The 21,127-nt window shown below is 66.3% G+C and carries 20 protein-coding genes, 1 tRNA gene and 2 pseudogenes; 11 read left to right on the forward strand and 12 right to left on the reverse strand.

Annotated elements, in window-relative coordinates; all coding sequences use genetic code 11:
* Positions 1–77: 77 nt before the first annotated feature.
* From dusB to LRS08_RS19095, 6 genes are all read left to right on the forward strand, one after another.
* The gene (gene dusB, locus LRS08_RS19070; RefSeq protein WP_257846171.1) at positions 78–1,103 is read left to right on the forward strand and encodes a tRNA dihydrouridine synthase DusB; all 1,026 of its coding nucleotides are present in this window, start codon (positions 78–80) and stop codon (positions 1,101–1,103) included.
* A complete protein-coding gene (locus LRS08_RS19075; protein ID WP_257845698.1) occupies positions 1,079–2,182 on the forward strand; it encodes a nitrogen regulation protein NR(II) in 1,104 nt (367 codons plus the stop codon). Before dusB ends, LRS08_RS19075 begins: the two co-directional genes overlap by 25 nt.
* A gap of 183 nt (positions 2,183–2,365) precedes the next feature.
* Positions 2,366–2,614, forward strand: a complete 249-nt coding sequence (locus LRS08_RS19080) for a CBU_0592 family membrane protein (protein WP_257845697.1) — start codon at positions 2,366–2,368, stop codon at positions 2,612–2,614.
* The gene (gene ntrC / locus LRS08_RS19085) at positions 2,611–4,053 is read left to right on the forward strand and encodes a nitrogen regulation protein NR(I) (protein ID WP_257845696.1); all 1,443 of its coding nucleotides are present in this window, start codon (positions 2,611–2,613) and stop codon (positions 4,051–4,053) included. The genes LRS08_RS19080 and ntrC overlap by 4 nt, the downstream gene beginning before the upstream one ends.
* Positions 4,054–4,133: 80 nt before the next feature.
* A complete protein-coding gene (locus LRS08_RS19090; RefSeq protein WP_260481121.1) occupies positions 4,134–6,398 on the forward strand; it encodes an ATP-binding protein in 2,265 nt (754 codons plus the stop codon).
* Complete coding sequence (locus tag LRS08_RS19095) at positions 6,398–7,768, forward strand: sigma-54 dependent transcriptional regulator (protein ID WP_257845693.1); 1,371 nt, start codon at positions 6,398–6,400, stop codon at positions 7,766–7,768. Before LRS08_RS19090 ends, LRS08_RS19095 begins: the two co-directional genes overlap by 1 nt.
* A 48-nt stretch (positions 7,769–7,816) precedes the next feature.
* Here LRS08_RS19095 and LRS08_RS19100 read toward each other — a convergent pair whose 3' ends face one another.
* Positions 7,817–8,131 carry a multidrug efflux SMR transporter gene (locus LRS08_RS19100; RefSeq protein ID WP_257845692.1) on the reverse strand — a complete coding sequence of 105 codons (315 nt, stop codon included), beginning with the start codon at positions 8,129–8,131 and terminating at the stop codon, positions 7,817–7,819.
* 207 nt (positions 8,132–8,338) lie between these two features.
* On the opposite strand from LRS08_RS19100, the gene hfq reads away from it, so the two are divergent.
* The 4 genes from hfq to LRS08_RS19120 all read left to right on the forward strand — a co-directional run bounded on the left by hfq (position 8,339) and on the right by LRS08_RS19120 (position 11,256).
* Positions 8,339–8,857: an RNA chaperone Hfq gene (hfq, locus tag LRS08_RS19105; protein ID WP_257846170.1), complete on the forward strand. Its 519-nt coding sequence runs from the start codon at positions 8,339–8,341 to the stop codon at positions 8,855–8,857.
* 19 nt (positions 8,858–8,876) lie between these two features.
* Entirely contained in the window at positions 8,877–10,169 is a 1,293-nt protein-coding gene (gene hflX / locus LRS08_RS19110) for a GTPase HflX (protein WP_257845691.1), read from the forward strand.
* On the forward strand, positions 10,166–10,822 hold the full coding sequence (locus LRS08_RS19115) for a peptidylprolyl isomerase (RefSeq protein ID WP_374581434.1): 657 nt from the start codon (positions 10,166–10,168) through the stop codon (positions 10,820–10,822). The genes hflX and LRS08_RS19115 overlap by 4 nt, the downstream gene beginning before the upstream one ends.
* Positions 10,823–10,905: 83 nt before the next feature.
* The gene (locus LRS08_RS19120) at positions 10,906–11,256 is read left to right on the forward strand and encodes a hypothetical protein (RefSeq protein ID WP_257845690.1); all 351 of its coding nucleotides are present in this window, start codon (positions 10,906–10,908) and stop codon (positions 11,254–11,256) included.
* Between the two features lie 67 nt (positions 11,257–11,323).
* Here LRS08_RS19120 and mazG read toward each other — a convergent pair whose 3' ends face one another.
* The 10 genes and pseudogenes from mazG to LRS08_RS19175 all read right to left on the reverse strand — a co-directional run bounded on the left by mazG (position 11,324) and on the right by LRS08_RS19175 (position 20,720).
* On the reverse strand, positions 11,324–12,118 hold the full coding sequence (gene mazG / locus LRS08_RS19125) for a nucleoside triphosphate pyrophosphohydrolase (RefSeq protein WP_260481122.1): 795 nt from the start codon (positions 12,116–12,118) through the stop codon (positions 11,324–11,326).
* A 33-nt stretch (positions 12,119–12,151) separates the two neighbouring features.
* Positions 12,152–12,760, reverse strand: a complete 609-nt coding sequence (locus LRS08_RS19130) for a TIGR02281 family clan AA aspartic protease (RefSeq protein WP_257845689.1) — start codon at positions 12,758–12,760, stop codon at positions 12,152–12,154.
* On the reverse strand, positions 12,757–13,521 hold the full coding sequence (locus tag LRS08_RS19135; protein ID WP_257845688.1) for an MBL fold metallo-hydrolase: 765 nt from the start codon (positions 13,519–13,521) through the stop codon (positions 12,757–12,759). The genes LRS08_RS19130 and LRS08_RS19135 overlap by 4 nt, the downstream gene beginning before the upstream one ends.
* Positions 13,518–14,304, reverse strand: a pseudogene (locus tag LRS08_RS19140) (TatD family hydrolase). Before LRS08_RS19140 ends, LRS08_RS19135 begins: the two are co-directional and overlap by 4 nt.
* On the reverse strand, positions 14,301–15,857 hold the full coding sequence (gene metG, locus LRS08_RS19145; protein ID WP_260481123.1) for a methionine--tRNA ligase: 1,557 nt from the start codon (positions 15,855–15,857) through the stop codon (positions 14,301–14,303). The pseudogene LRS08_RS19140 and the gene metG overlap by 4 nt, the downstream one beginning before the upstream one ends.
* A gap of 191 nt (positions 15,858–16,048) precedes the next feature.
* Positions 16,049–17,033: pseudogene (locus tag LRS08_RS20425) on the reverse strand (AAA family ATPase).
* Complete coding sequence (gene tmk / locus LRS08_RS19160) at positions 17,030–17,653, reverse strand: dTMP kinase (RefSeq protein ID WP_257845684.1); 624 nt, start codon at positions 17,651–17,653, stop codon at positions 17,030–17,032. The pseudogene LRS08_RS20425 and the gene tmk overlap by 4 nt, the downstream one beginning before the upstream one ends.
* Complete coding sequence (locus tag LRS08_RS19165; RefSeq protein WP_257845683.1) at positions 17,650–18,816, reverse strand: D-alanyl-D-alanine carboxypeptidase family protein; 1,167 nt, start codon at positions 18,814–18,816, stop codon at positions 17,650–17,652. The genes tmk and LRS08_RS19165 overlap by 4 nt, the downstream gene beginning before the upstream one ends.
* Positions 18,817–18,844: 28 nt before the next feature.
* On the reverse strand, positions 18,845–19,687 hold the full coding sequence (locus LRS08_RS19170) for an SPOR domain-containing protein (protein ID WP_260481126.1): 843 nt from the start codon (positions 19,685–19,687) through the stop codon (positions 18,845–18,847).
* A complete protein-coding gene (locus tag LRS08_RS19175; protein ID WP_257845681.1) occupies positions 19,671–20,720 on the reverse strand; it encodes a lytic transglycosylase domain-containing protein in 1,050 nt (349 codons plus the stop codon). The genes LRS08_RS19170 and LRS08_RS19175 overlap by 17 nt, the downstream gene beginning before the upstream one ends.
* A gap of 104 nt (positions 20,721–20,824) precedes the next feature.
* Between LRS08_RS19175 and LRS08_RS19180 the strand changes: the two genes are divergently transcribed.
* Positions 20,825–20,914, forward strand: a tRNA-Ser gene (locus LRS08_RS19180).
* A 14-nt stretch (positions 20,915–20,928) separates the two neighbouring features.
* On the opposite strand, the gene LRS08_RS19185 is transcribed toward LRS08_RS19180, so the two are convergent.
* Complete coding sequence (locus LRS08_RS19185; protein ID WP_257845680.1) at positions 20,929–21,126, reverse strand: hypothetical protein; 198 nt, start codon at positions 21,124–21,126, stop codon at positions 20,929–20,931.
* Position 21,127 lies beyond the last annotated feature (1 nt).

The raw sequence follows: 21,127 nt of genomic DNA on the forward strand, positions 1-21,127 counted from the left end.
AGAGAGGGGCTCATGCGGTCCCGCTTGCATCCCCGCCCTTGCCCCTGTATCGGCCCGTGCCTAAATTTCAGGCACAGATGACAATGCTCAAACCCATCCAGGTCGGGCCGGTGACGGTCGAGACGCCGGTGATTCTGGCGCCGATGACGGGCGTCACCGATCTGCCGTTCCGACGACTGGTGCGGCGCTATGGGTCGGGGCTGAACGTCACCGAGATGATCGCGAGCCAGGCGGCGATCCGCGAGACGCGGCAATCGGTGCAGAAGGCGGCGTGGGATCCGATCGAGGAGCCGGTGTCGATGCAGCTGGTCGGCTGTACCCCCTATGAGATGGGCGAGGCGGCGAAGCTGAACGAGGATCGCGGGGCGGCGATCATCGACATCAATATGGGCTGTCCGGTGCGCAAGGTGACCAATGGCGATGCCGGATCGGCGCTGATGCGGGTGCCGGATCTTGCCGCCAAGCTGATCGAGGCGTGTGTCAAGGCCGTCAGCGTGCCGGTGACGGTGAAGATGCGCATGGGCTGGTGCCATGATAGCCTGAATGCGCCCGAACTGGCGCGCGTTGCCCAAGAACTGGGCGCGAAGATGGTAACGGTCCACGGCCGCACCCGCAACCAGATGTACAAGGGCAGCGCCGACTGGGCGTTCGTGCGCAAGGTCAAGGACGCGGTGTCGATCCCGGTGATCGTCAATGGCGACATCTGCACGATCGAGGATGCGCGCACCGCGCTGGCGCAATCGGGCGCGGACGGCGTGATGATCGGGCGCGGGGCCTATGGCAAGCCGTGGGTGCTGCGGCAGGTGATGGACGCGCTGTCCGGCGCGGGCGATCGGCCGGACCCGGATATCGACGAACAATATGCCCTGATTGCAGAGCATTACGCGATGATGCTGGATCATTATGGTGAGATGACCGGCGTCAATCTGATGCGCAAGCATATCGGGTGGTACACCAAGGGGCTGCCCGGTTCGGCCGAGTTCCGCAACAAGGTGAACCAGGAACCCAAGGCGGCGACGGTGCTGGGCATGCTCGACGACTTCTACGCGCCGTTCCGCGGCATGCCTGCGCTGGGATCATGGCCGTCACGCGAAGCGGCCTGAGGCCGCCACCGCAGCCGGGCGAGCCCGACCTGGCCGAAATTTTCGGCGGGTTGCCCGTCGCCGCCCTGGTGCTCGACCCGCAGGACCGCGTGGTGCGCGCCAATATGGCGTGCGAGCATCTGCTCAATCACAGCGAGAAGGCGATGCTGGGGCAGCGCCTCGATCGCATCTTCGCACTGCCCGAGGGGTATGGCGGGCGGCGCGACGGGCATGGCTTTGCCGCGTTCGATGTCGAGATCGAGCCGACCCGGTCGCCACGCACCCGCGTCGACTTCGTCGAACAGCCGATTGCCGAGCATCCCGGCTGGCGAATCGTGACGTTGCATCAGGCACCGACATCGCGCCGGCTGTCGGTGGGGGCGGATCGCAGCGCGGGCGCGCGCGCGGCGGTGGGCGCGGCGGCGATGCTGGCGCATGAAATCAAGAACCCGCTGTCGGGGATTCGCGGCGCGGCACAGCTGATGGCGGGGGACGACGATCCCGAGACCCGCGCCGAGCTGACCCAGCTGATTACGACCGAAGTCGATCGCATCGCCGCGCTGATCGACCGGATGCAGGATTTCACCGATACGCGGCCGCCCAAGCTGGCGCCGCACAATATCTATCCGTTGCTCGACCATGCCCGCCGCGTGGCGCTGGCCGGGTTTGCGCGCGGGATGGTGATCGAGGAGCGGTTCGATCCGTCGCTGCCCCCGGTGATGATGGACAAGGACGCGTTCCTTCAGATCGCGATGAATTTGCTGAAGAATGCTGCCGAAGCGCTGCGCGATACGCCCGATCCGAAGATCGTGCTGTCCACCCAATACCGTCATGGCGTCGCGATGCGGCCGGGGCCGGATCAGCCGCGCCGCTGGTTGCCGATCGAATTTTCCGTCACCGACAATGGCCCGGGTGCGCCGGCGGATATCGCGAGCCATTTGTTCGAGCCGTTCGTGTCGGGCAAGCCGGAGGGCAAGGGGCTGGGTCTGCCCCTAGTGGAAAAGCTGGTGCGCGATATGGGCGGGGTGGTCGAATATGCCCGCGCCGGCGATCCGGAAATGACGGTGTTTCGGGTCAACTTGCCGCGGGCGGACGGTTGATGGGGGTGCATCACTTATCCTCCCCCGCCAGGGGAGGTGGCAGCCGCGGGCTGACGGAGGGGGAGGACAGCTTCGCGCTATCGCCTCTTGCCGTCGTGCTTCCACCCCCTCCGTCGCGCTGCGCGCCACCTCCCCTGGCGGGGGAGGATTATTTGATGCGCGCTTCCTCTGCGGGCTGGTCGCATGACCCTCGACTGGGTCGATGTCGTCGGCTGGGCGGGCGCGGGGCTGGTGCTGGTCGCCTATGGCCTATTGTCTGCGGGCAAGCTTGCGGCGCGGGGAGTGCCCTATCAGCTGATGAACGTGTTCGGCGCGGTGGGGATGCTGATCAACGGCTATGTGCGCGGGGCACTGCCGTCGGCGGCGCTCAACCTGATCTGGATGGGCATCGGCCTTTACGTATTGGCGAAATATCGGGGGCGGAGTGCATGAGCGTGTCGGCATCGATCCTGATCTGTGACGACGACGCCGCGATCCGCACCGTGGTGACTCAGGCGCTGCGCCGCGCCGGGCATCGCGTGACGGCGGCGGGATCGCTGGGCGAGCTGCGGCGCGAGCTAGCGGCGGCACGGCCCGATGTGCTGGTGACCGACGTGGTGCTGCCCGATGGCAATGGGCTGGATTTCGTCGCGACCTTTACCGGGGAGACGCCCGACGTGCCGGTGATCGTGCTGTCGGCGCAGAATACCCTGTCGACCGCAGTGCGCGCGACCGAGGCGGGGGCGTTCGACTATCTGCCCAAGCCGTTCGACCTGGATGCGCTGACCGCGACGGTGGCGAGCGCGCTGGCGCGGGGGCGGCGGCTGGTAGACGACCTGCCTGCGTCGGAAGAGCAGGCGGTCGCGCTGATCGGGCGGTCGCCGGCGATGCAGGATGTGTATCGCGTGATCGCACGGGTGGTGTCGAACGAGCTGACCGTACTGATCACCGGCGAGAGCGGAACCGGCAAGGAGCTGGTGGCGCAGGCGATCCATGACCTCGGGCCACGGCGGCGCGCGCCGTTCGTCGCGATCAACATGGCGGCGATCCCGCGCGAGCTGATCGAGGCCGAGTTGTTCGGGCATGAAAAGGGCGCGTTCACCGGCGCTGCGGCGCGGGTGGCGGGGAAGTTCGAGCAGGCGAGCGGGGGGACGCTGTTCCTCGACGAGATCGGCGACATGCCAATGGAGGCGCAGACGCGGCTGTTGCGCGTGCTGCAGTCGGGCGAGTTCACCACGGTCGGCGGGGCGCGGGCGATCCGGGCGGACGTGCGCATCGTCGCGGCAACCAACAAGGATCTGATGGGCCAGGTGGTGACCGGGCAGTTCCGCGAGGATCTGTTCTACCGCCTCAACGTCGTCCCGATCGCGCTGCCGGCGTTGCGCGAGCGGCGGCAGGATGTGCGGCTGCTGGCGAGGCATTTCCTGGATCGTGCGGTCGAGGACGGGTTGCCGCGCAAGCATGTCGGCGACGATGCGATCGCGGTGCTCGAGGCGCATGACTGGCCGGGCAATGTCCGCGAGCTGGAGAATTTGATGCGGCGCATGGCCGCGCTGCACCGCGACGAGTGGATCGATGGCGATGCGGTGCGGGCGATGCTGGGCGAGGGGAGTGGCTTCGCCGCGCCGACGCGCGATGCGGGGATCGAGGCGGCGGTGATCGCGCGGCTGACCCGGCTGGCGGCGGAGGAGCCGGCGGTGCTGGAGGACGGCACGCTGTACGACCGTATCATCGGCGAGGTCGAACGCCCGCTGATCGAGGCAATGCTGGCGCGTCACGGGCATAACCAGCTGCGCGCGGCGCGGGCGCTGGGGATCAACCGGAATACGCTGCGCAAGCGGCTGGATACGCTGGGGATCGATGTCGGCGGGCGGATCGACGATCCCGCCTAGCGGCGGATTTGGCCCGATTAGCGACAAGTCGAGCGACAAGTGTGTTTTCATGGCAACAATGTTGTTGTAGCCATGTCACGATGGATGTTGCCGCCAAGCCACAGATTGACGCCGATCTGCGCCGCTGGCGGCTGAGCATTACCCCCTTTGTCGAGCTGCTGGTGCTGGGCATCGCGCTTGCGGTGCTCGTGACCAGCTATTTCGTGGTGAGCGGGAATAGCGGGACGCAGCGGTTGCTGACCCCGCCGCTCGTGGCGCTGCTGCTGGTCGGCAACCTCATTCCGCTGGTGGCGCTGATCGTGCTGGTCGGGCGGCGCGTGGCGATGCGGCGCGCGGCGCGGTCGCCATTGGGCGGGCGGGCGCGGCTGCACGTGCGGCTGGTGGCGATTTTTTCGATCCTGGCGAGTGTGCCGACGATCTTCGTTTCGATCGTCGCGTCGCTGTTGTTCCAGTATAATGTCGAGTTCTGGTTTTCCGACCGGGCGCGCTCGATGCTGGAAAATGCATCGGCAGTTGCAGTGGGCGGGTTCAGCGACCTCCAGCAGCGCGTGGGTGCCAATACAGAGGCAATGGCGATCGATCTCGCAGGCGCACTTGCGGAAGGCGTTCCGATCGATAGCCGGACCTTCTTCAACTATTTCCTGGTCCAGACTACCCAGCGCGAGCTTTCCGAGGCGGCGATCGTTCGGCAGACTCAAACCGGCGAGATTATCGTGCTGGCGATCCTCAATCCCTATGAGCGGTTGCTCGAAGAGCAGATCAACCCGGCAGCGATCAAGCAACTGAACCGTGGCGAGCGGCCAGTCGTGGTGGAGGACGCAGGCGGCCGCATCCGTGCGCTGACCCGCTTCGCAAATGCGAGCGACACCTATCTTTATGCCGCGCGCGTCGTGGACCCGGCCCTGCTGGAACGTAGAACACGGGCTGAATCGGTCGTTGCCGATTACAAGACGCTGACCGAGCGATCACGCGCGCTCCAGCTTCAGTTCAACGTCGCATTGTTGCTGCTCTCGTTGCTCATCGTCAGCGTGGCGGTATGGGTAGCGCTTCAGATTGCCGACCGTCTCGTCCGCCCTGTGGGAGATCTGGTGAAGGCAGCACGCGATGTCGCTGCGGGCGATCTGGCGACGCGGGTGCCAACGCCCAAGGCGGATGACGAGATCGGCACGCTGGCCACCGCGTTCAACCGGATGACCGACAGGTTGCAGGAACAGACCAATGCGCTGGTCGACGCCAATGCCGAATCCGAAAGCCGCCGCGCGCTGATCGAGGCGGTGATGTCGGGGGTGACGGCGGGGGTGCTGTCGATCGACGACGAGCGCCGCATCCGGCTGATCAACAGTTCCGCCATGGCGTTGCTGCGCCCCGGTGACGCACCGGTGGGCAAGCTGCTCTCCGAGGTGGCGCCCGAGCTGGACGCGGTGCTGGGCGGGGAGACGCGCGAGGATATCGTGCAGCTGACCAGCGGCGGCGAGGCGCGGACGCTGGCGGTGAAGATCACCCGCGACGAGGCGGGGCAAGTTCTGACGTTCGACGACATCACCCAGCAACTGCTCGACCAGCGCCGCGCCGCCTGGTCCGACGTCGCGCGGCGCATTGCGCACGAGATCAAGAACCCGCTCACTCCGATCCAGCTCGCCGCGGAACGGCTCCAGCGCCGCTATGGCAAGAAGATCGAGAGCGATGACGGCACCTTTGCCAAGCTGACCGACACGATCGTGCGGCAGGTCGGCGACCTGCGCCGGATGGTAGACGAATTCTCGTCCTTCGCGCGGATGCCCAAGCCGATCTTCCGCGAGGAATCGGTGATCGACATCGCGCGCCAGACATTGTTCCTGCACGAGGTCGCCAAGCCCGAGATCCGCTTCAAGCTGGAAGCGCCGGCGATGCTGCCGCCGCTAGTCTGCGACCGCCGCCAGCTGGGGCAGGCGCTGACCAATCTGGTCAAGAACGCGGTCGAGGCGGTGGAGGCAGTGGAAACGCGCGAGGAGGGGGAGCAGGGCGAGATCGAGATGACGATCCGCAGCGCCGCCGACGCGCAATTGCTGGTCGAGATCAGCGACAATGGCATCGGTCTGCCCGCCGAGCGCGAGCGGATCGTCGAGCCCTATATGACGACGCGCGCACGCGGCACGGGTCTCGGCCTCGCGATCGTCAAGAAGATCGTCGAGGAGCATTTCGGCACGATGGCGTTCGCCGACCGGCCCGGCGGCGGGACGGTGGTGACATTGTGCTTCGACACCAAGACGCTGGAGCGGCTGGCGGGCACGGGGGGGCCGGAAGAGAATGAGCCGGGGGTAGCGGGTATGGCCGCGCTGACCCGGACCAAGGACGGAACCAACTGATGAAACTCGATATCCTGGTCGTCGACGACGAAGCCGACATCCGCGAACTGGTCGCGGGCGTGCTGGAGGACGAGGGGTACGAAACCCGGAGCGCCGCCGACAGTGACGCGGCGCTTGAGGCGATTGCCGAACGACGGCCGAGCCTGGTACTGCTGGATGTATGGCTTCAGGGGTCGCGGCTCGACGGGCTGGACCTGCTCGACGAGATCAAGAAGCGCGATCGGTCGATCCCGGTGCTGGTATTCTCCGGCCATGGGAATCTCGACACTGCGGTCGCCGCGATCCGGCGCGGCGCATCGGACTTTATCGAAAAGCCGTTCGAGGCCGAGCGGCTGATGCTGCTGGTCGAGCGCGCGACCGAGACCGAGCAATTGCGACGCGAGGTGGCGTCGCTGCGCGCATCGGTGGGGCGCGGCACCGACCTGCATGGCACGTCGGGAGCGATCAACACGGTGCGCGCGACACTGAAGCGGGTGGCAGCGACGGGTAGCCGGGTGATGATCACCGGCGGGCCGGGGACGGGCAAGGAAGTTGCAGCTCGCCTGTTGCACGAATGGAGCAACCGCGCCGACGGACCGTTCGTGATCGTCAGCGCGGCGCGGATGACCCCCGAGCGAGTCGAGGAGGAATTGTTTGGCGTCGAGGACGGCAATCTGGTCCATCCCGGATTGCTGGAGCAGGCGCATGGAGGCACGCTGTTCCTGGACGAGATCGCGGACATGCCGATCGCGACGCAGGGCCGCATCCTGCGCGTGCTGACCGAACAGAAGTTCAACCGCGTCGGCGGCCAACGTCAGGTGAAGGTCGATGTCCGCGTCGTCTCCGCGACGGGCCGCGATCTGACGACCGAAATCGCCGAGGGCCGGTTCCGTGAGGACCTGTTCTACCGCCTCAACGTCGTGCCGGTGCAGATTCCGCCACTGACCGAACGGCGTGAGGATATTCCCGCGCTGGTCGAGCATTTCGTGGCGCATTATGCGACTGAGCGGCGCGTGCCGACGCCGGAAATCTCGGGCGAGGCACTGGTCGCGCTGCAAAGCTATGAATGGCCCGGCAACGTTCGCCAGCTGCGTAACGTGGTCGAGGCGACCGTAATTCTAGCTCCGGGCGACCGGATCGGGCGGATCGACATCGACATGCTGCCGACCGAAATTCTCGGCCGCCGCGAGGATGGCGGGATGGGGGCCGCAACGATCATGGGTGCCCCGCTGAAGGAAGCGCGCGAGAGTTTCGAGCGCGAATATCTGCGAATCCAGATCAAGCGGTTTTCGGGCAATATTTCCCGCACCGCGCATTTCATCGGGATGGAGCGGTCGGCGCTTCACCGGAAGCTGAAGCTGCTCGGCATCCATGAGGAGCGCGAGGAGTAGGCACCGATTCCTCTGCTGAGCGTGCTCATGGGAGGAAGGGGCGGGGCGCTACGACGTCAGCTTCATCAGCACGATTCCGCCGACGATCAGCCCGGCGGCGAGCAGGCGGGCGGGGGTGATCGCCTCACCCAGGAACGCGATGCCGACGACGAACGCGCCGACTGCGCCGATGCCGGTCCAGATCGTATAGGCGGTGCCGAGCGGAAGCTGACGCATTGCCGTTGCGAGCAGCGCGAAGCTGGCGATCATCGCGACGATCGTGATCGCGGCGGGGAAGGGGCGGGTGAAGCCGTCCGACAGCTTCATGGCGCTCGCCCAGACGATTTCGAGCAATCCGGCGGCGAGCAACGCAATCCAGGCCATCTGGCCCTCCTTTGCAAGAGAGCCGGGCCGTCCCGGGCTTGAGGCCCGCAGCGTGCGCGGGGGAGGACGTGGCCTCGCTTGGGGGCGATATGGGACGGGCGCAGAGGGGAGGCAAGGGGCACCTCTGGACCTTGGCCAGGCCAGTCCCTACATTGCCGTCAACCGCGCCGCTGGGTGGCGCGCATCCGACGCCGGGAAACGGCGCGATTGCGGGAAAATCCCGCCAAGAACAGCGAGCTGATCATGGCCGACAAGCAGACATCTCTTCAGGACCTGTTCCTCAACGCGCTTCGCAAGTCCAAGACCCCGGTGACCATGTTTCTGGTCAAGGGCGTGAAGCTGCAAGGCATCGTCACCTGGTTCGACAATTTTTCAGTGCTGCTCCGCCGCGACGGCCAGTCGCAGCTGATCTACAAGCACGCGATCTCGACCATCATGCCGTCGGGTGCGGTGGACGTCGCGTCGATCGTGGACGCCATTCCGGACAGCCAGTCCAAAAACCCGGTTTTGCAGGAAATTTTCCTCGGTGCGGTCAAGCGCCAGCAGGAGAATGTCACCATGTTCCTGGTCAATGGCGTGATGCTGCAGGGCGGGATCGCGGCGTTCGACCTGTTCTGCATGCTGTTGCATCGCGATGGAGTGTATCAGCTTGTCTACAAGCACGCGGTGTCGACGATTCAGCCGGCACATCCGCTGGATTTGACGGATCATGGCGAGGACGCCTGAGCCTTTTGAAAGCTGAGCGATGAGTACCGGATTTGACCGCGACCCCGATGAATTCGCACGGGGCGCGCGGGCGATCGTCGTCTATCCTGACCTTGGCGGATCGAGCCGCGATGCCGACGCGCGTCTGGAGGAGACCGCTGGCCTTGCGCTCGCGATCGGCGTCGAGGTGGTCGAGCGCGTCGCGCTGCGCATCCGCGCGGCCAAGCCGGGCACGCTGATCGGATCGGGGCAGGTCGACGCGCTGGCCGCGACGGTGCGCGATCGCGAACTCACCCTGGCGGTGTTCGACGCGGCGCTGACTCCTGTGCAGCAGCGCAATCTGGAGACCGCGCTTGGCTGCAAGGTCATCGACCGCACCGGCCTGATCCTCGAGATCTTTGGCGAGCGTGCGCGCACCGCCGAGGGGCGGTTGCAGGTCGAGCTCGCGCATCTGGACTATCAGGCGGGGCGACTGGTGCGCAGCTGGACCCATCTTGAGCGCCAGCGCGGCGGCTTCGGCTTCCTTGGTGGTCCCGGCGAAACCCAGATCGAGGCTGACCGCCGCCTGATCCGCGACCGCATGGCGCGGTTGAAGCGCGAGCTCGATTCGGTGAGCCGCACGCGCGGGCTGCATCGCGAGCGGCGGCAGCGTGCGCCATGGCCGGTGATCGCGCTGGTCGGCTATACCAATGCCGGAAAATCCACGCTGTTCAATCGCTTGACCGGCGCTGACGTCATGGCGGAAAATCTGCTGTTCGCGACGCTCGATCCGACGTTGCGGCAGATCTCGCTGCCAGGCATCGACAAGGCCATCCTGTCGGACACGGTCGGATTCGTCTCCGAACTGCCGACCCAGCTGGTCGCGGCGTTCAAAGCGACGCTGGAGGAAGTGGTGTCGGCGGACCTGCTGATCCATGTCCGCGACATCGCGCATCCCGACAGCGAGGCGCAGCGCGACGATGTCGAATCGGTGCTCAAGGATATCGGCGTCGCGCCGGAGACGCCGCGGTTCGAGGCGTGGAACAAGCTCGACCTGCTCGACGAGGAGCGGCGCGCGGAGGTGCTGGCAGAGGCGGCCAAGCGCGACGATGTGCTGGCGGTGTCGGCGCTGAGCGAGGAAGGGGTCGATTCGCTGATTGACCGCGTCGCCGCGCGGCTGACGCTGGGGCATCGCCGCTATCGCGTGACGCTGGCTGCCGGAGATGGGGCAGGCGCGGCGTGGCTGCACCAGCATGGCGAGGTAGTCGATCACTGGATCGACGGCGAAACCGCGATCTACGAAGTCCGCATGGCACCCAAGGACCATGAACGGTTCGAGGTCCGCAACGGATGAGTTTACGGCGTGGGGTGTTGCTGGGTTTCGCGGCCATGCTGCTCGTCTCTGCCGGGCCGGCGGCGAACGAGCCGCCGATCGTGCGGGTGCGGCTGGTGACCAGTGCGGGCAGCATCGTCGTGGCGCTCGATGCGAAGCGCGCGCCGCTGACGGTCGCCAACTTCCTGCGCTACGTCGATGACGGGCGGCTGGAAGGCACGCATTTCTATCGCGCGGCGCGGCGCAAGGGCGACCCGAAGCAGGGCTTCGTCCAGGGCGGGATCGGCACCGACGCGCGGCGCATCCTGCCATCTGTGCCGCTGGAGCCGACCAGCAGGACCGGCATCAAGCATCTGAGCGGCACGATTTCCATGGCGCGATCGGTGGATCCCAATTCGGCGCACGGCAATTTTTCGATCATGGTGGGCGACAATCCGACGCTCGACGCGCGGCCGGGCAAGCTCGGCTATGCCGCGTTCGGGCGGGTGATCGGCGGAATGGATGTGGTTCGCAAGATGCTGGCGATGCCGACCGGGGGCGGGCGAGAGGAGATGCGGGGGCAGATGATCGTGGAGCGGGTGCGTATCCAGCGCGCCGAGCGGTTGGACGGAAAGGCCAAGCCGACCGGACGCCCCAAGCCGTGGCTGATTCAGCTGCCCTGGCGCAAGGATTAGAGTCCGGGACGAACCGTCCGTAATTTCACCTAAAGATCGTGCGGCGACTTGCTGCGATGCAGCATCGTTGCCATATTGTCGCAATGGAAACCGAGAAGGGGGCGGAGTCGCCGCCCAACCCAACGCCCATCGTGCTGGAGGGGATCGTCAGGCAGAAATGCATGAACGCGATCTACAATCGCACGCGCATGGTGCTCGCGCCGCACATTCTCTATACACGCGGCGGATTGCTTTACGTGGACGCACAGGTGATTTCGCGCGATTTCGTGATCCCGCGCGAAGAGAAATTCGGAACGTTCAAGGTGGACGGACTCAGGAACCTGGCGCTGACCGAGCGCGATTTCGCAATCAGCCGGTTATTCCTGCCCGAATCCGAGAAATATGCCGGCACCACGTTGATGGTGGTGGAGCCGCAGGCCGCTTCGGCGATCTGACCGACACCCGTTGGACCTGAGCTTGTCGAAGGGGGGTACGCTCAGCGCAACCGGACATTCGGGCCGTTCACTCGGCGGATTTGACCGCGACCCAGAGGTCTTCCTGTTCATCCAGCGACAGGCCGGCGAACGCGTCGCCCGCCTTTGCCTCCATCGCGCGGAAGCGGCGTTCGAACTTGGCGTTGGCGGCGCGCAGGGCGGCTTCGGGATCGATGCCCAGCTTGCGCGACCAGTTGACCATGGCGAATAGCAGGTCGCCGATCTCCTCTGCGCGGTGATCGTCGCTCGTCGCGGTTTCAACCTCGGCCAGTTCCTCGTCGATCTTGGCGCGGGCATCGGCCGGGTCGGTCCAGTCGAAACCGGTCCGCGCGGCGCGCTTCTGCAGCTTTTCGGCGCGGGTGAGGGCGGGGAGGCCGATCGCGACTCCGTCGAGCGTACCGCGCGTCCCCTTGCTCCCCCGCTCTTCGGCCTTGATTTGTTCCCAGAGGTGATGGCCACCGCTTTCCGCACCGCGGAAAATGTGCGGGTGGCGACGCTCCATCTTGTCGCAGATGCCCGCGATGACATCGGACAGGTCGAACGCCCCAGCTTCCTGCGCGATGCGGCTGTGAAAGATGACCTGGAGCAGCAGGTCGCCCAGTTCGTCCTTGAGTTCGGTCAGGTCGTTGCGGGCGATGGCGTCGGCGACCTCATAAGCTTCCTCGATCGTGTACGGCGCGATGGTGGCGAAGGTCTGGACCGTGTCCCATTCGCAGCCGGTGACCGGATCGCGCAGGCGCGCCATGATCGCCATCAGCCGCTCGATGCCGGGTGGCGTGATTTCACGGTGATCCGGCGCGGGGGAGACCGCCTGCTCGCTCATGACATAAGTCCGATAATATACATTATGTTAAATTCAAGTCGCGTTGGGTTCGAGGATCAGGACGTTCCCTTCCACCCTCCAGGATTTGAGACGCGAGAGGAAGTTCATCCCCAACACGTCAAGATCGCCGAAGCTGGGCGCGACGAATACCGTGAGGTCTTCGGTGCTGAGCGCACCCACATCAACGCGCTCCGCGCGGGCGCGGCGGGCATCGACCACCCCGTTCGCGGTCGAGACCTGCACCGGCGTCCCGCGCGCATAGTCGATGCCCGCGGCCTGAGCGGTGCTTTCGCTGATCGCGCTGACGGTCGCCCCGCTGTCGATCAGCATGCGGCGTTCGACTCCGTTGATCGTCGCACGTGCCCAGAAATGTCCGTCCGGTGACAGGCGGATGCGGACCGAGCCGGTGCCGGTGACCGGCGCAGGGTCGGTCAGGCCGCTGCTCGCACCGATCGCCTGGAGTTGATCGAGGATGCGGTCCTTGTTGATCACGACAAGCGTGATGACGCCCGCGATCGCTGCCCAACCGATCACCGTCTTGACGATGAAACCGAACTGCATGTTGCGGATGCTGAGCGAGCCCAGCACCAGCGCCAGGAATCCGACCAGCGCGACCAGCTGAATGATCTGGGACTCGGTCAAACGAACAACTCCATGCCGTCATGGCCCGGCTCCACCCCGGCGGGCAGATCGGCCTTCAGAGTCATATAGTCCATCGTCTGGTCCATATGCACAAGGACCGTGTGCCGTACGCGACATTGGCGCGCCCAGGCGAGTGTTTGCGAGAGATGTGGGTGCGTCGGGTGCGGTTCGCGGCGCAGCGCATCGGCAACCCACAGGTCCAGGTCGCTGTAGAGCGTGGCCATTTCGTCAGTAAATATATTGAAATCAGTGGCATATCCAATTATTTTGCCATCATGTTCGAAGCGCAAACCAGCCGAGGTGATGCCGCCATGCGGCTGGTCCACGGTGCGAACGGTGATGTCGCCGATCATCATGCCGTCCCGAAGCGGTTCGATGGTTGCGGTGGGGCGATAGGGCCCTCCCCCTTCGAACACATAGCGGAAACGGTCGCTGAGCCGGTCGAGCGTCTTCCAGTCGGCCAGCCCGCGCACCGGAGCGCCGCGCAAATGCATCAACTGGCGCAAATCGTCGATGCCGTGGCAGTGATCGGCATGGTCGTGCGTCCAGATCACCGCGTCGATATCCGCGACATTTGCGGCAATCAGCTGCTCGCGCAGGTCGGGGCTGGTATCGACAAGAATACGAGTCGCTCCCGCCTCGATCAGGATCGAGGCGCGGGTGCGGCGGTTGCGCGGGTCGGTGGGGTCACAGCTGCCCCAGTCGTTGCCGATGCGCGGAACGCCGGAGGATGTCCCCGATCCGAGGATGCGGACCTTCACGCGGCGGCCAGCGTCTTTGCGAACAGGCGATGGAAGTTGGCGCGGGTCGTCTCGGCCAGTTCCTCCGCATCCATGCCGCGCAGCTGCGCCAGGAAGCGGCAGGTGTCGGCGACGAAGGCCGGCTCGCCGGTCTTGCCGCGATGCGGGACGGGGGCGAGGAACGGGGCGTCAGTCTCGATCAGCAGCCGGTCGAGCGGGAGCCGCGCGGCAGTTGCCTGAAGATCGCGGGCGTTCTTGAACGTCACGATCCCGGATATGGAGATATAAAAGCCCAATTCCAGTGCCTTGTCGGCGAAATCTCCACTGGCTGTGAAGCAGTGGATCACGCCCGGATAGGCCCCCCTTCCCCATTTCCTCGGCGAGGATGTTCGCCGTGTCCTCTTCCGCGTCGCGGGTGTGGACGATCAACGGCAGGCCAGTCTCGCGGCTCGCTACGATGTGCGAACGGAAGCTCTTCTGCTGCTGTGCGCGGTCGCTATGGTCGTAATAATAGTCGAGCCCGGTCTCCCCGATGCCGACGACGCGCGGGTGCGCGGCACGGGCGACCAGTTTGGCGGTGTCGATATGCGGATGCTCGTCCGCCTCGTGCGGGTGGATGCCGACCGTGGCCCAGACATCGGCCTCGCGCTCGGCAGTGGCGAGCACCTCATCCCATTCGCGCTCGCGGGTCGCAATGTTGAGCATTGCGACCACACCGCTCTCGCGGGCGCGCGCCAGCACTTCGGGCTGCTGTTCGCCAAGGCCCTTGTAGTTGAGATGGCAATGGCTGTCGGCGAGCTTCATTCCGCAGCTTCCTCTGCCAGCACGAGACGCGGGAACACGCCGGTCGGCGGGTCGAGGCGGAAGCCTGACGCCACGGCGGCATCGTACCAGCCCTTGTCGTCCAGCGCCGCATGGTCGCGCGCATCCTGACCCAGCTGATCGAGGATCTTGCCCGCCGATTCGGGGATCACCGGCACGACGAGGATCGCGAGATCGCGGATCGCGCGCACCAGCGTGCCGAGCACTGCATGCATCCGCTCCGGATCGGTCTTGCGCAGCGCCCAGGGGGCCTGCACGTCGATATACTGGTTGCACGCGAAGACGGCGCGCATCCACGCCTCGAGCCCCTGATTGAGCGCGAGGCTGTCGAACGCGGCGCGGAATTCGCGGCCCGCCTCGTCGATCGTCGCGAGCAGTTCGGCATCGGCGGGGTCGCTACGACCGGCTTCGGGGAGCGCGCCTTCGAGGTTCTTGGCGATGAACGAGAGCGTCCGCTGCGCGAGATTGCCGAAGCTGTTCGCCAGATCGGCGTTGGCGCGGGTCACGATCGCCTCGTCGCTGAAGCTGCCGTCATTGCCGAACGCGACTTCGCGCAGCAGGAAATAGCGCAGCGCATCGACGCCATAGAGCCGCGTCAGCTCCATCGGATCGGCGACATTGCCCGTGGACTTCGACATCTTCTCGCCGCGGTTGAGGATGAAGCCGTGGGCGAAGACCTGTTTCGGAAGCGGGATGTCGGCCGACATCAGGAAGGCGGGCCAGTAGACCGCGTGGAAGCGGGTAATGTCCTTGCCGATCAGGTGCAGATTGGCGGGCCAGTAATGCGCCAGATCACTCTTCGCATCGGGATACCCGGTGCCGGTGAGGTAGTTGGTCAGTGCATCGACCCAGACATACATTACATGTCCCGGCGATCCCGGCACCGGCACGCCCCAGTCGAAGCTGGTGCGCGAAACCGACAGGTCGACCAGACCGCCCTCGACGAACTTCATCACCTCGTTGCGCGAGCGTTCCGGTCGGATGAAGTCGGGCTGCGACGCATAGAGGTCGAGTAAGGGCTGCTGATACTTCGACAGGCGGAAGAACCAGGTTTCCTCGGCGGTCCACTCGACCGGGGTACCCTGCGGCGACAGCTTGACGCCGCCCTCCCCCTCGGTCAGTTCCTTTTCCTCGTAAAAGGCTTCGTCGCGGACCGAATACCAGCCCTCGTAGCGGTCGAGATACAGGTCGTCCTTGGCCTCCATCGCGGCCCAGATCGCCTGGCTGGCAGCATAGTGATCGGGGTCCACCGTGCGGATGAAACGATCATATGAAATGTTCAGATCGTTCGCCATATCGCTGAAATATGCTGACATTTCGTCGGCAAGTTGGCGCGGGGTGAGGTCGCGGGCACGCGCGGTCTGGGCGATCTTCAGGCCATGTTCGTCGGTGCCGGTCTGGAAGCGCACGTCGCGCCCCGCCTGACGCTGGAACCGCGCGATCGCGTCGGCGGCGATCATCTCATAGGCGTGGCCGATATGCGGCTTGCCGTTGGGGTAATGGATCGCGGTGGTGATGTAATAGGGTTCGGACATGGGGGCGCTCTAGAACAATGCGGGCGGCTAGAGAAGTATCACCCTCACCCTTCCCACTCGCTGCGCTCGCGGGATGATCGGGTCGGCCATGCCCCGCATGGCCTGGACAGCGCGGGGCGCTGTCCACCCGATCATTCCCTCTCCCAATGGGAGAGGGAGGGAGGCGCGAAGCGCCGGAAGGGTGAGGGTGACTAGCGCTTCGCCAATCGCGCGAGGATGCCGCCCATTTCGAACACCGTCGCCTGGGCATCGAGCGACTGGGCGAGCGCGACGGGGCCGAGTTGTGACGCGGCTTCATAGACCGCAATCGCCTCGGCCAGCGCGGCACCCTGTCGCCCGCGTGCTTCGGCGAGGGCGAAGGCGGGTACGCGGGCGAGGAATGCTTCGTAGCGTGGCTGCGCGGCTTTGGCACCCAACGTGCGGGCGAGGCGCGCGCGGATGGCGTTGTCCGGGTCGCCGCGCGCTGCAATCGCGGCCATTTCGCTGTCGATCGAGGCAAGGTCGAGCCCGGCGAAGCTGAGCGCCCGACCGGGCGAGCCCTGCCCCGCGCGGACTAGCGCATCGACCTCGGCCGCGCTTGCCTCGGGCATCGCCGCGCGCACGGCCGCCGCGACATCGCTATCGGGCAGCGGGTCGAAGCGCAGCACGCGGCAGCGCGAGCGGATCGTCGGGAGCAGGCGCCCCGGCGAGTGACTGACCAGCAGGAAGATCGTCCCCGCCGGGGGGCTCCTCCAGATTCTTGAGCAGTGCGTTGGCAGCGCCCGGGCGTTCGACATCGTCGATCGCGTCGATCACGATAACGCGGCGGCTCGACATGCTCGGTTTGGTCGCGAACATCGGGTTGAGCGCGCGGACCTGGGCGATGGTGATCGACCGCGCGATATTCTCGCCCGGCTTGTCGGCGTCCTTGGGCAGGCGCACCAGCGCGCGATAATCGGGGTGCGCGCCCGACTCGATCAGCTTGCGGGTGGGGTTATCCTCAGGGAGATCGAAGTCCTCCGATGGCGGGACCTGTCCCGCCCCTTCGGCCAGCAGCCGCGCGGCGGCGGCGCGGGCGAAGCTGGCCTTGCCCAGCCCTTCGGCGCCCGCGATCAGCCAGGCATGATGCAACTGCCCGCTCGACATCGCGGCGCGAAACGCGGCCTTTGCCGCGGCATTGGGGCCGGGTGACGTCATGGCAGCAGGTCGGACAGCGCGTCCATCAGTGACGTCGTGACGTCATCCATGCTGCCCGAGGCATCGACCAGCCGCACGCGATCCGGCTCGGCGGCGGCGATACGGCGGAACTGCGCGGCGACCGCCATGTGAAAGTCCGGCCCGCGCGCGCCAAAGCGGTCGGCCGCCCCTCCGTCGCGCTCCAGCGACCGGGCATGGCCCGCCCCATCGGGCAGGTCGAGCACGAGCGTGCGGTCGGGCAACAGCCCCTTCGACCCGAAGCCGTGCAGCGCCAGGATCGCGGAGTCGTCGATATCCTGCGCGCCCTGATAGGCGCGGGTCGAATCGACATAGCGGTCGCACACCACCCAGCTGCCCGCCTCCACCGCCGGGCGGATCAGCTTTTCGACATGATCCGCGCGCGCGGCGGCGAACAGCAGCGTTTCGGTATGCGCGCTCCAGCGGGTGACCGCACCCTGCATCAACAGGCCACGGATCGCCTCCGCCCCCTCGGTCCCGCCGGGTTCGCGGGTGAGCACGACATGCACCCCGCGCGCCTCCAGCGCGGCGGCGAGCCGCTTCGCCTGGGTCGACTTGCCCGCGCCCTCCCCGCCTTCGAGGCTGAGGAAGCGGCCCCTCACGCGCCGAACAGCGACATGAGGCCCGCCCAGATGCGACCGAAGAAGCCGGCTTCACCGACATCGGCGGCGGCGACCAGTGGCAGGCGCTGTTCGGGCAGGCCGGGCGAAGTGACGACCAGGTCGGCGATATGCTGCCCCGCCTTGATCGGTGCCTTGATCGGACCCTGATAGACGACGGTGGCGCGCAGGTCGGGGTTGGCACCCGAGGGGATCGCGATGGCAAGATCGCGCGGGGCGACCAGGCCGACGGTCGAGGAGTCGCCGAGCTGGACCTGTGCTTGCTCGACCGTGCGCCCCTTCGTCACCAGCTTGCGCGACGACCAGGCGCGGAAGCCCCAGTCCATGAACTTGACCGATTCGTCGGCGCGCTGGTTGAAGCTGGTGAGACCCGCGACGACCATCACCAGACGGCGGCCATTCTGTTCCGCGGACCCGGTGAAGCCATAGCCGGCCTCTTCGGTATGGCCGGTCTTCAGGCCATCGGCACCCTGAACCCGGCCGAGCAGCGGATCGCGGTTCGCCTGAGTGATCGGCGCGCCGCCCATGGTGGTACCGAAGGTGAAGCTCGGCTTGGGGTAAAAGCGCTTGTAGAGATCGGGATGGTTGCTGATCGTCGCCTTGGCGAGCTTGGCCAGATCGCGTGCGGTGACCACCGTCCGCCCCTGATCGGGCCAGCCCATCGAGGTGCCGAAGCGGCTGGCGGTGAGGCCGATTTCCTTGGCCTTCTGGTTCATCAGGTTGACGAACGCTTCCTCGGTCCCCGCGATATGTTCTGCCAGCACGACGCACGCATCATTGCCGGACACGACGATGATGCCGTTGAGCAGATTTTCGACGCTGACCTTCTGACCCGGTGACAGGAACATGGTCGAACCCGCTGAAGGACCGTGCCATTTCCGCCACGTTTCCGGGCGGACATCGGCCATATCGCTCAGCTTCAGCTTGCCCTGCTTGATCAGGTCGAACGCGACATAGGCGGTCATCATCTTCGCCATCGACGCAGGAGGCATCGGGCGGTCGGCGTCCTTGGAATAGAGCACCGCGCCCGACGACAGATCCTCAAGATAGGCGACCGGCGCGGCGGTCTCGAACGGCGGCGTCTGCGCGGTGGCGGGCGCGAAGGCGAGCGAGACGGCGGTGGCGGCGAGGAGGAACTTCTTCATGGGTGATGCACGGTCCAGGGCTTGAGGGTCAGGGAATCGAGATGATGCGCGCATCGCCATAGCCGCGCCGCGCGACATCCGCACGCGCGCGTTCGGCGGCGCTGCTGTTGGGATAGGGACCGAGCTGAACGCGATACACGCCACCGCCGGGGCGGACGATGCCGCCCAGCTCATCGGCGAGCGCGCGGGCGCGGGCCGCGCTGGAGAGAGCGGCGACCTGCACGAACAGGCCGCGGGTGGCGGCTTGCGTGGGGCGCGGCGTCGGGCGGGTTGCGGGACGGGTCGGACGCTCGGTGGGCGTCGCCACCGGCTCGCGCGGCGTGTCGCCCAAGCGGCGGCGCAGACCGGCGAGCAGGGCTTGCGGCGCATCGGCGCGCATCGGCGCGGCCTGTCCCGCAGCGAGCAGTGTCGCATCCTGTCCGGTCACGCTGACGCGGCGAACGCGGACCGGCGGGTTGCCGGTGACGCCCAGCTGGCGCGCGGCACCGGCCGACAGGTCGATCAGCCCGCTGCCCTGCCCACGGATCAGGATCAGGATCGTCTTGCCGCTGTCGAGCGCGGTCACTTCGGCGTGGCTGCCCTGCGGCAGGACCGAACTGAGCGCGAACACCCCCTCCCCTGCGCCGGCATAACCAGCATAGCCGACGCGGTCATAGCGTTCCTCGCCGGGGCGCAGGCGCGAGCTGCCCTGAGGGCCTTGACCGGTGTCGGGGCTGCCCTCCGGGGCGGCATAGCCCGCACCGGGCGCAGCCGGAGCCTCGACCTGCGGCGCGGCGGGTGCCGGCGGCAGCTCCTCCAGATCGTCGCCCCCGCCGAAGCCGCACGCACCAAGCAGGGCGCAGGCGGCGACGACACTAATGTTCGACTTCATCGGCCAGCAGCCCCACCGAAAGCGCATAGAAATTCGAGCAGTTGTAATCGAGGATCACGCGGTAATTGCCGGTGAGCAGATAGGCGGTCTTGCCCGGCCCGTCCGGCTCGAGCAGCGTCGCCTGAACATGATCGGCGGGCCAGCGCCCCGATTGAGGAACCACGCCCAGCGCGCGCCATTCGGCCATTGTCCGCCATTGCGAATGCCGCTCGAACACGCGCGTGCAGCGCGTCGGGACCGTGCGGTTGACAAGTGCCGCGCGGTTGAGGCCCGACGGCACATTGACCGCGACGCCCCAGGGCTGACCAGGACGCCAGCCTGATGCAACGAAGTAGTTGGCGATCGACGCCAGCGTATCCGCCTCGTTCGACCAGATGTTCGCGACGCCATCGCCATCGCCATCGCGCGCCAGACGCAGATAGACCGAGGGGAGGAATTGCGGATAGCCGAATGCCCCCGCCCAGCTGCCCTTGAGCTGCTCACGCGGGACGCCACGGTCGACCATCTTCATCGTCGCGATGAACTCGCCCGCGAACAGCGTGCGTCGGCGGCCTTCATAGGCGAGAGTCGCGAGGCTGCGCGGCAGATCGAAATTGCCGGTGTAGCTGCCATAATTGGTCTCATGCCCGAAGATCGCGACCATGATCGATTCTGGCACCCCGGTCTCACGCTCGACCCGTTCCAGCTTCGCACGGAGGCGACGATAGGTCTCGCGACCGCGATTGATCCGCGCGGCATCGACATGGCGCGCCTTGTACGGCGCGAAATTGGGGATCGGTCCGGTCGAGGTGCCACCCGGCTGGTCGCGATCGAGCTCGACCACGCGCGGATTATAGGTGAGCGACGGCAGCACCGCGTCGAGCGTCCGCGCACTCACCCCTTCGCGCAGCGCCTGTTCGCGCAGCGGGCCATTGATATAGGCCTGAAACCCCGCCTCGTCCTGAGCCACCGCAGGCGCGCCGCCGACGCCGAGCGCCAAGACTGCCGTTCCGACCAAGATGAAGCGCCGTACATGGCCTGTGAAATCCCGCATGGACATTCTCTGCCACAGGGCGCGGCGGGCATGAACCCCCTTGGCGCGGGAATTTGTGGCCTCTTGCGGAAAACGCGCCGAACAGCCTAAGGCGCAAGCCGCGCGGAGAGATGGCCGAGTGGTTTAAGGCAGCGGTCTTGAAAACCGCCGTAGGTGCAAGCCTACCGTGGGTTCGAATCCCACTCTCTCCGCCATTTTTTCCGCCAGTCTAGTCGTCGCTTATATCGAGATAGGGAACGACGTCGTTCTCGGTCGCAAGCCACAAGCCGGCCTGGACGTCCTCCGATTGCTGGCTCGCAATTGCGAGTGCCTCGCTGAGCGGGCCATAGAACAGCGTCTCAGCTGCGGCATCCTGCTCACTCAGGTAATAGAGACGCACACTGGCATCGCCGAAGACGGTGCGCATG

Origin of the sequence: Sphingomonas sp. J315 (assembly GCF_024666595.1) — a bacterium.
Lineage (GTDB): Bacteria > Pseudomonadota > Alphaproteobacteria > Sphingomonadales > Sphingomonadaceae > Sphingomonas.

What these genes read in the sequence shown, in the direction of transcription:
- dusB (WP_257846171.1), top strand. Translation starts at nt 78, where the DNA reads ATGACAATGCTCAAACCCATCCAGGTCGGGCCGGTGACGGTCGAGACG.
- LRS08_RS19075 (WP_257845698.1), top strand. Translation starts at nt 1,079, where the DNA reads ATGGCCGTCACGCGAAGCGGCCTGAGGCCGCCACCGCAGCCGGGCGAG.
- LRS08_RS19080 (WP_257845697.1), top strand. Translation starts at nt 2,366, where the DNA reads ATGACCCTCGACTGGGTCGATGTCGTCGGCTGGGCGGGCGCGGGGCTG.
- ntrC (WP_257845696.1), top strand. Translation starts at nt 2,611, where the DNA reads ATGAGCGTGTCGGCATCGATCCTGATCTGTGACGACGACGCCGCGATC.
- LRS08_RS19090 (WP_260481121.1), top strand. Translation starts at nt 4,134, where the DNA reads ATGGATGTTGCCGCCAAGCCACAGATTGACGCCGATCTGCGCCGCTGG.
- LRS08_RS19095 (WP_257845693.1), top strand. Translation starts at nt 6,398, where the DNA reads ATGAAACTCGATATCCTGGTCGTCGACGACGAAGCCGACATCCGCGAA.
- LRS08_RS19100 (WP_257845692.1), bottom strand. Translation starts at nt 8,131, where the DNA reads ATGGCCTGGATTGCGTTGCTCGCCGCCGGATTGCTCGAAATCGTCTGG.
- hflX (WP_257845691.1), top strand. Translation starts at nt 8,877, where the DNA reads ATGAGTACCGGATTTGACCGCGACCCCGATGAATTCGCACGGGGCGCG.
- LRS08_RS19115 (WP_374581434.1), top strand. Translation starts at nt 10,166, where the DNA reads ATGAGTTTACGGCGTGGGGTGTTGCTGGGTTTCGCGGCCATGCTGCTC.
- LRS08_RS19120 (WP_257845690.1), top strand. Translation starts at nt 10,906, where the DNA reads ATGGAAACCGAGAAGGGGGCGGAGTCGCCGCCCAACCCAACGCCCATC.
- mazG (WP_260481122.1), bottom strand. Translation starts at nt 12,118, where the DNA reads ATGAGCGAGCAGGCGGTCTCCCCCGCGCCGGATCACCGTGAAATCACG.
- metG (WP_260481123.1), bottom strand. Translation starts at nt 15,857, where the DNA reads ATGTCCGAACCCTATTACATCACCACCGCGATCCATTACCCCAACGGC.
- LRS08_RS19165 (WP_257845683.1), bottom strand. Translation starts at nt 18,816, where the DNA reads ATGAAGAAGTTCCTCCTCGCCGCCACCGCCGTCTCGCTCGCCTTCGCG.
- LRS08_RS19170 (WP_260481126.1), bottom strand. Translation starts at nt 19,687, where the DNA reads ATGAAGTCGAACATTAGTGTCGTCGCCGCCTGCGCCCTGCTTGGTGCG.
- LRS08_RS19175 (WP_257845681.1), bottom strand. Translation starts at nt 20,720, where the DNA reads ATGCGGGATTTCACAGGCCATGTACGGCGCTTCATCTTGGTCGGAACG.
- LRS08_RS19185 (WP_257845680.1), bottom strand. Translation starts at nt 21,126, where the DNA reads ATGCGCACCGTCTTCGGCGATGCCAGTGTGCGTCTCTATTACCTGAGT.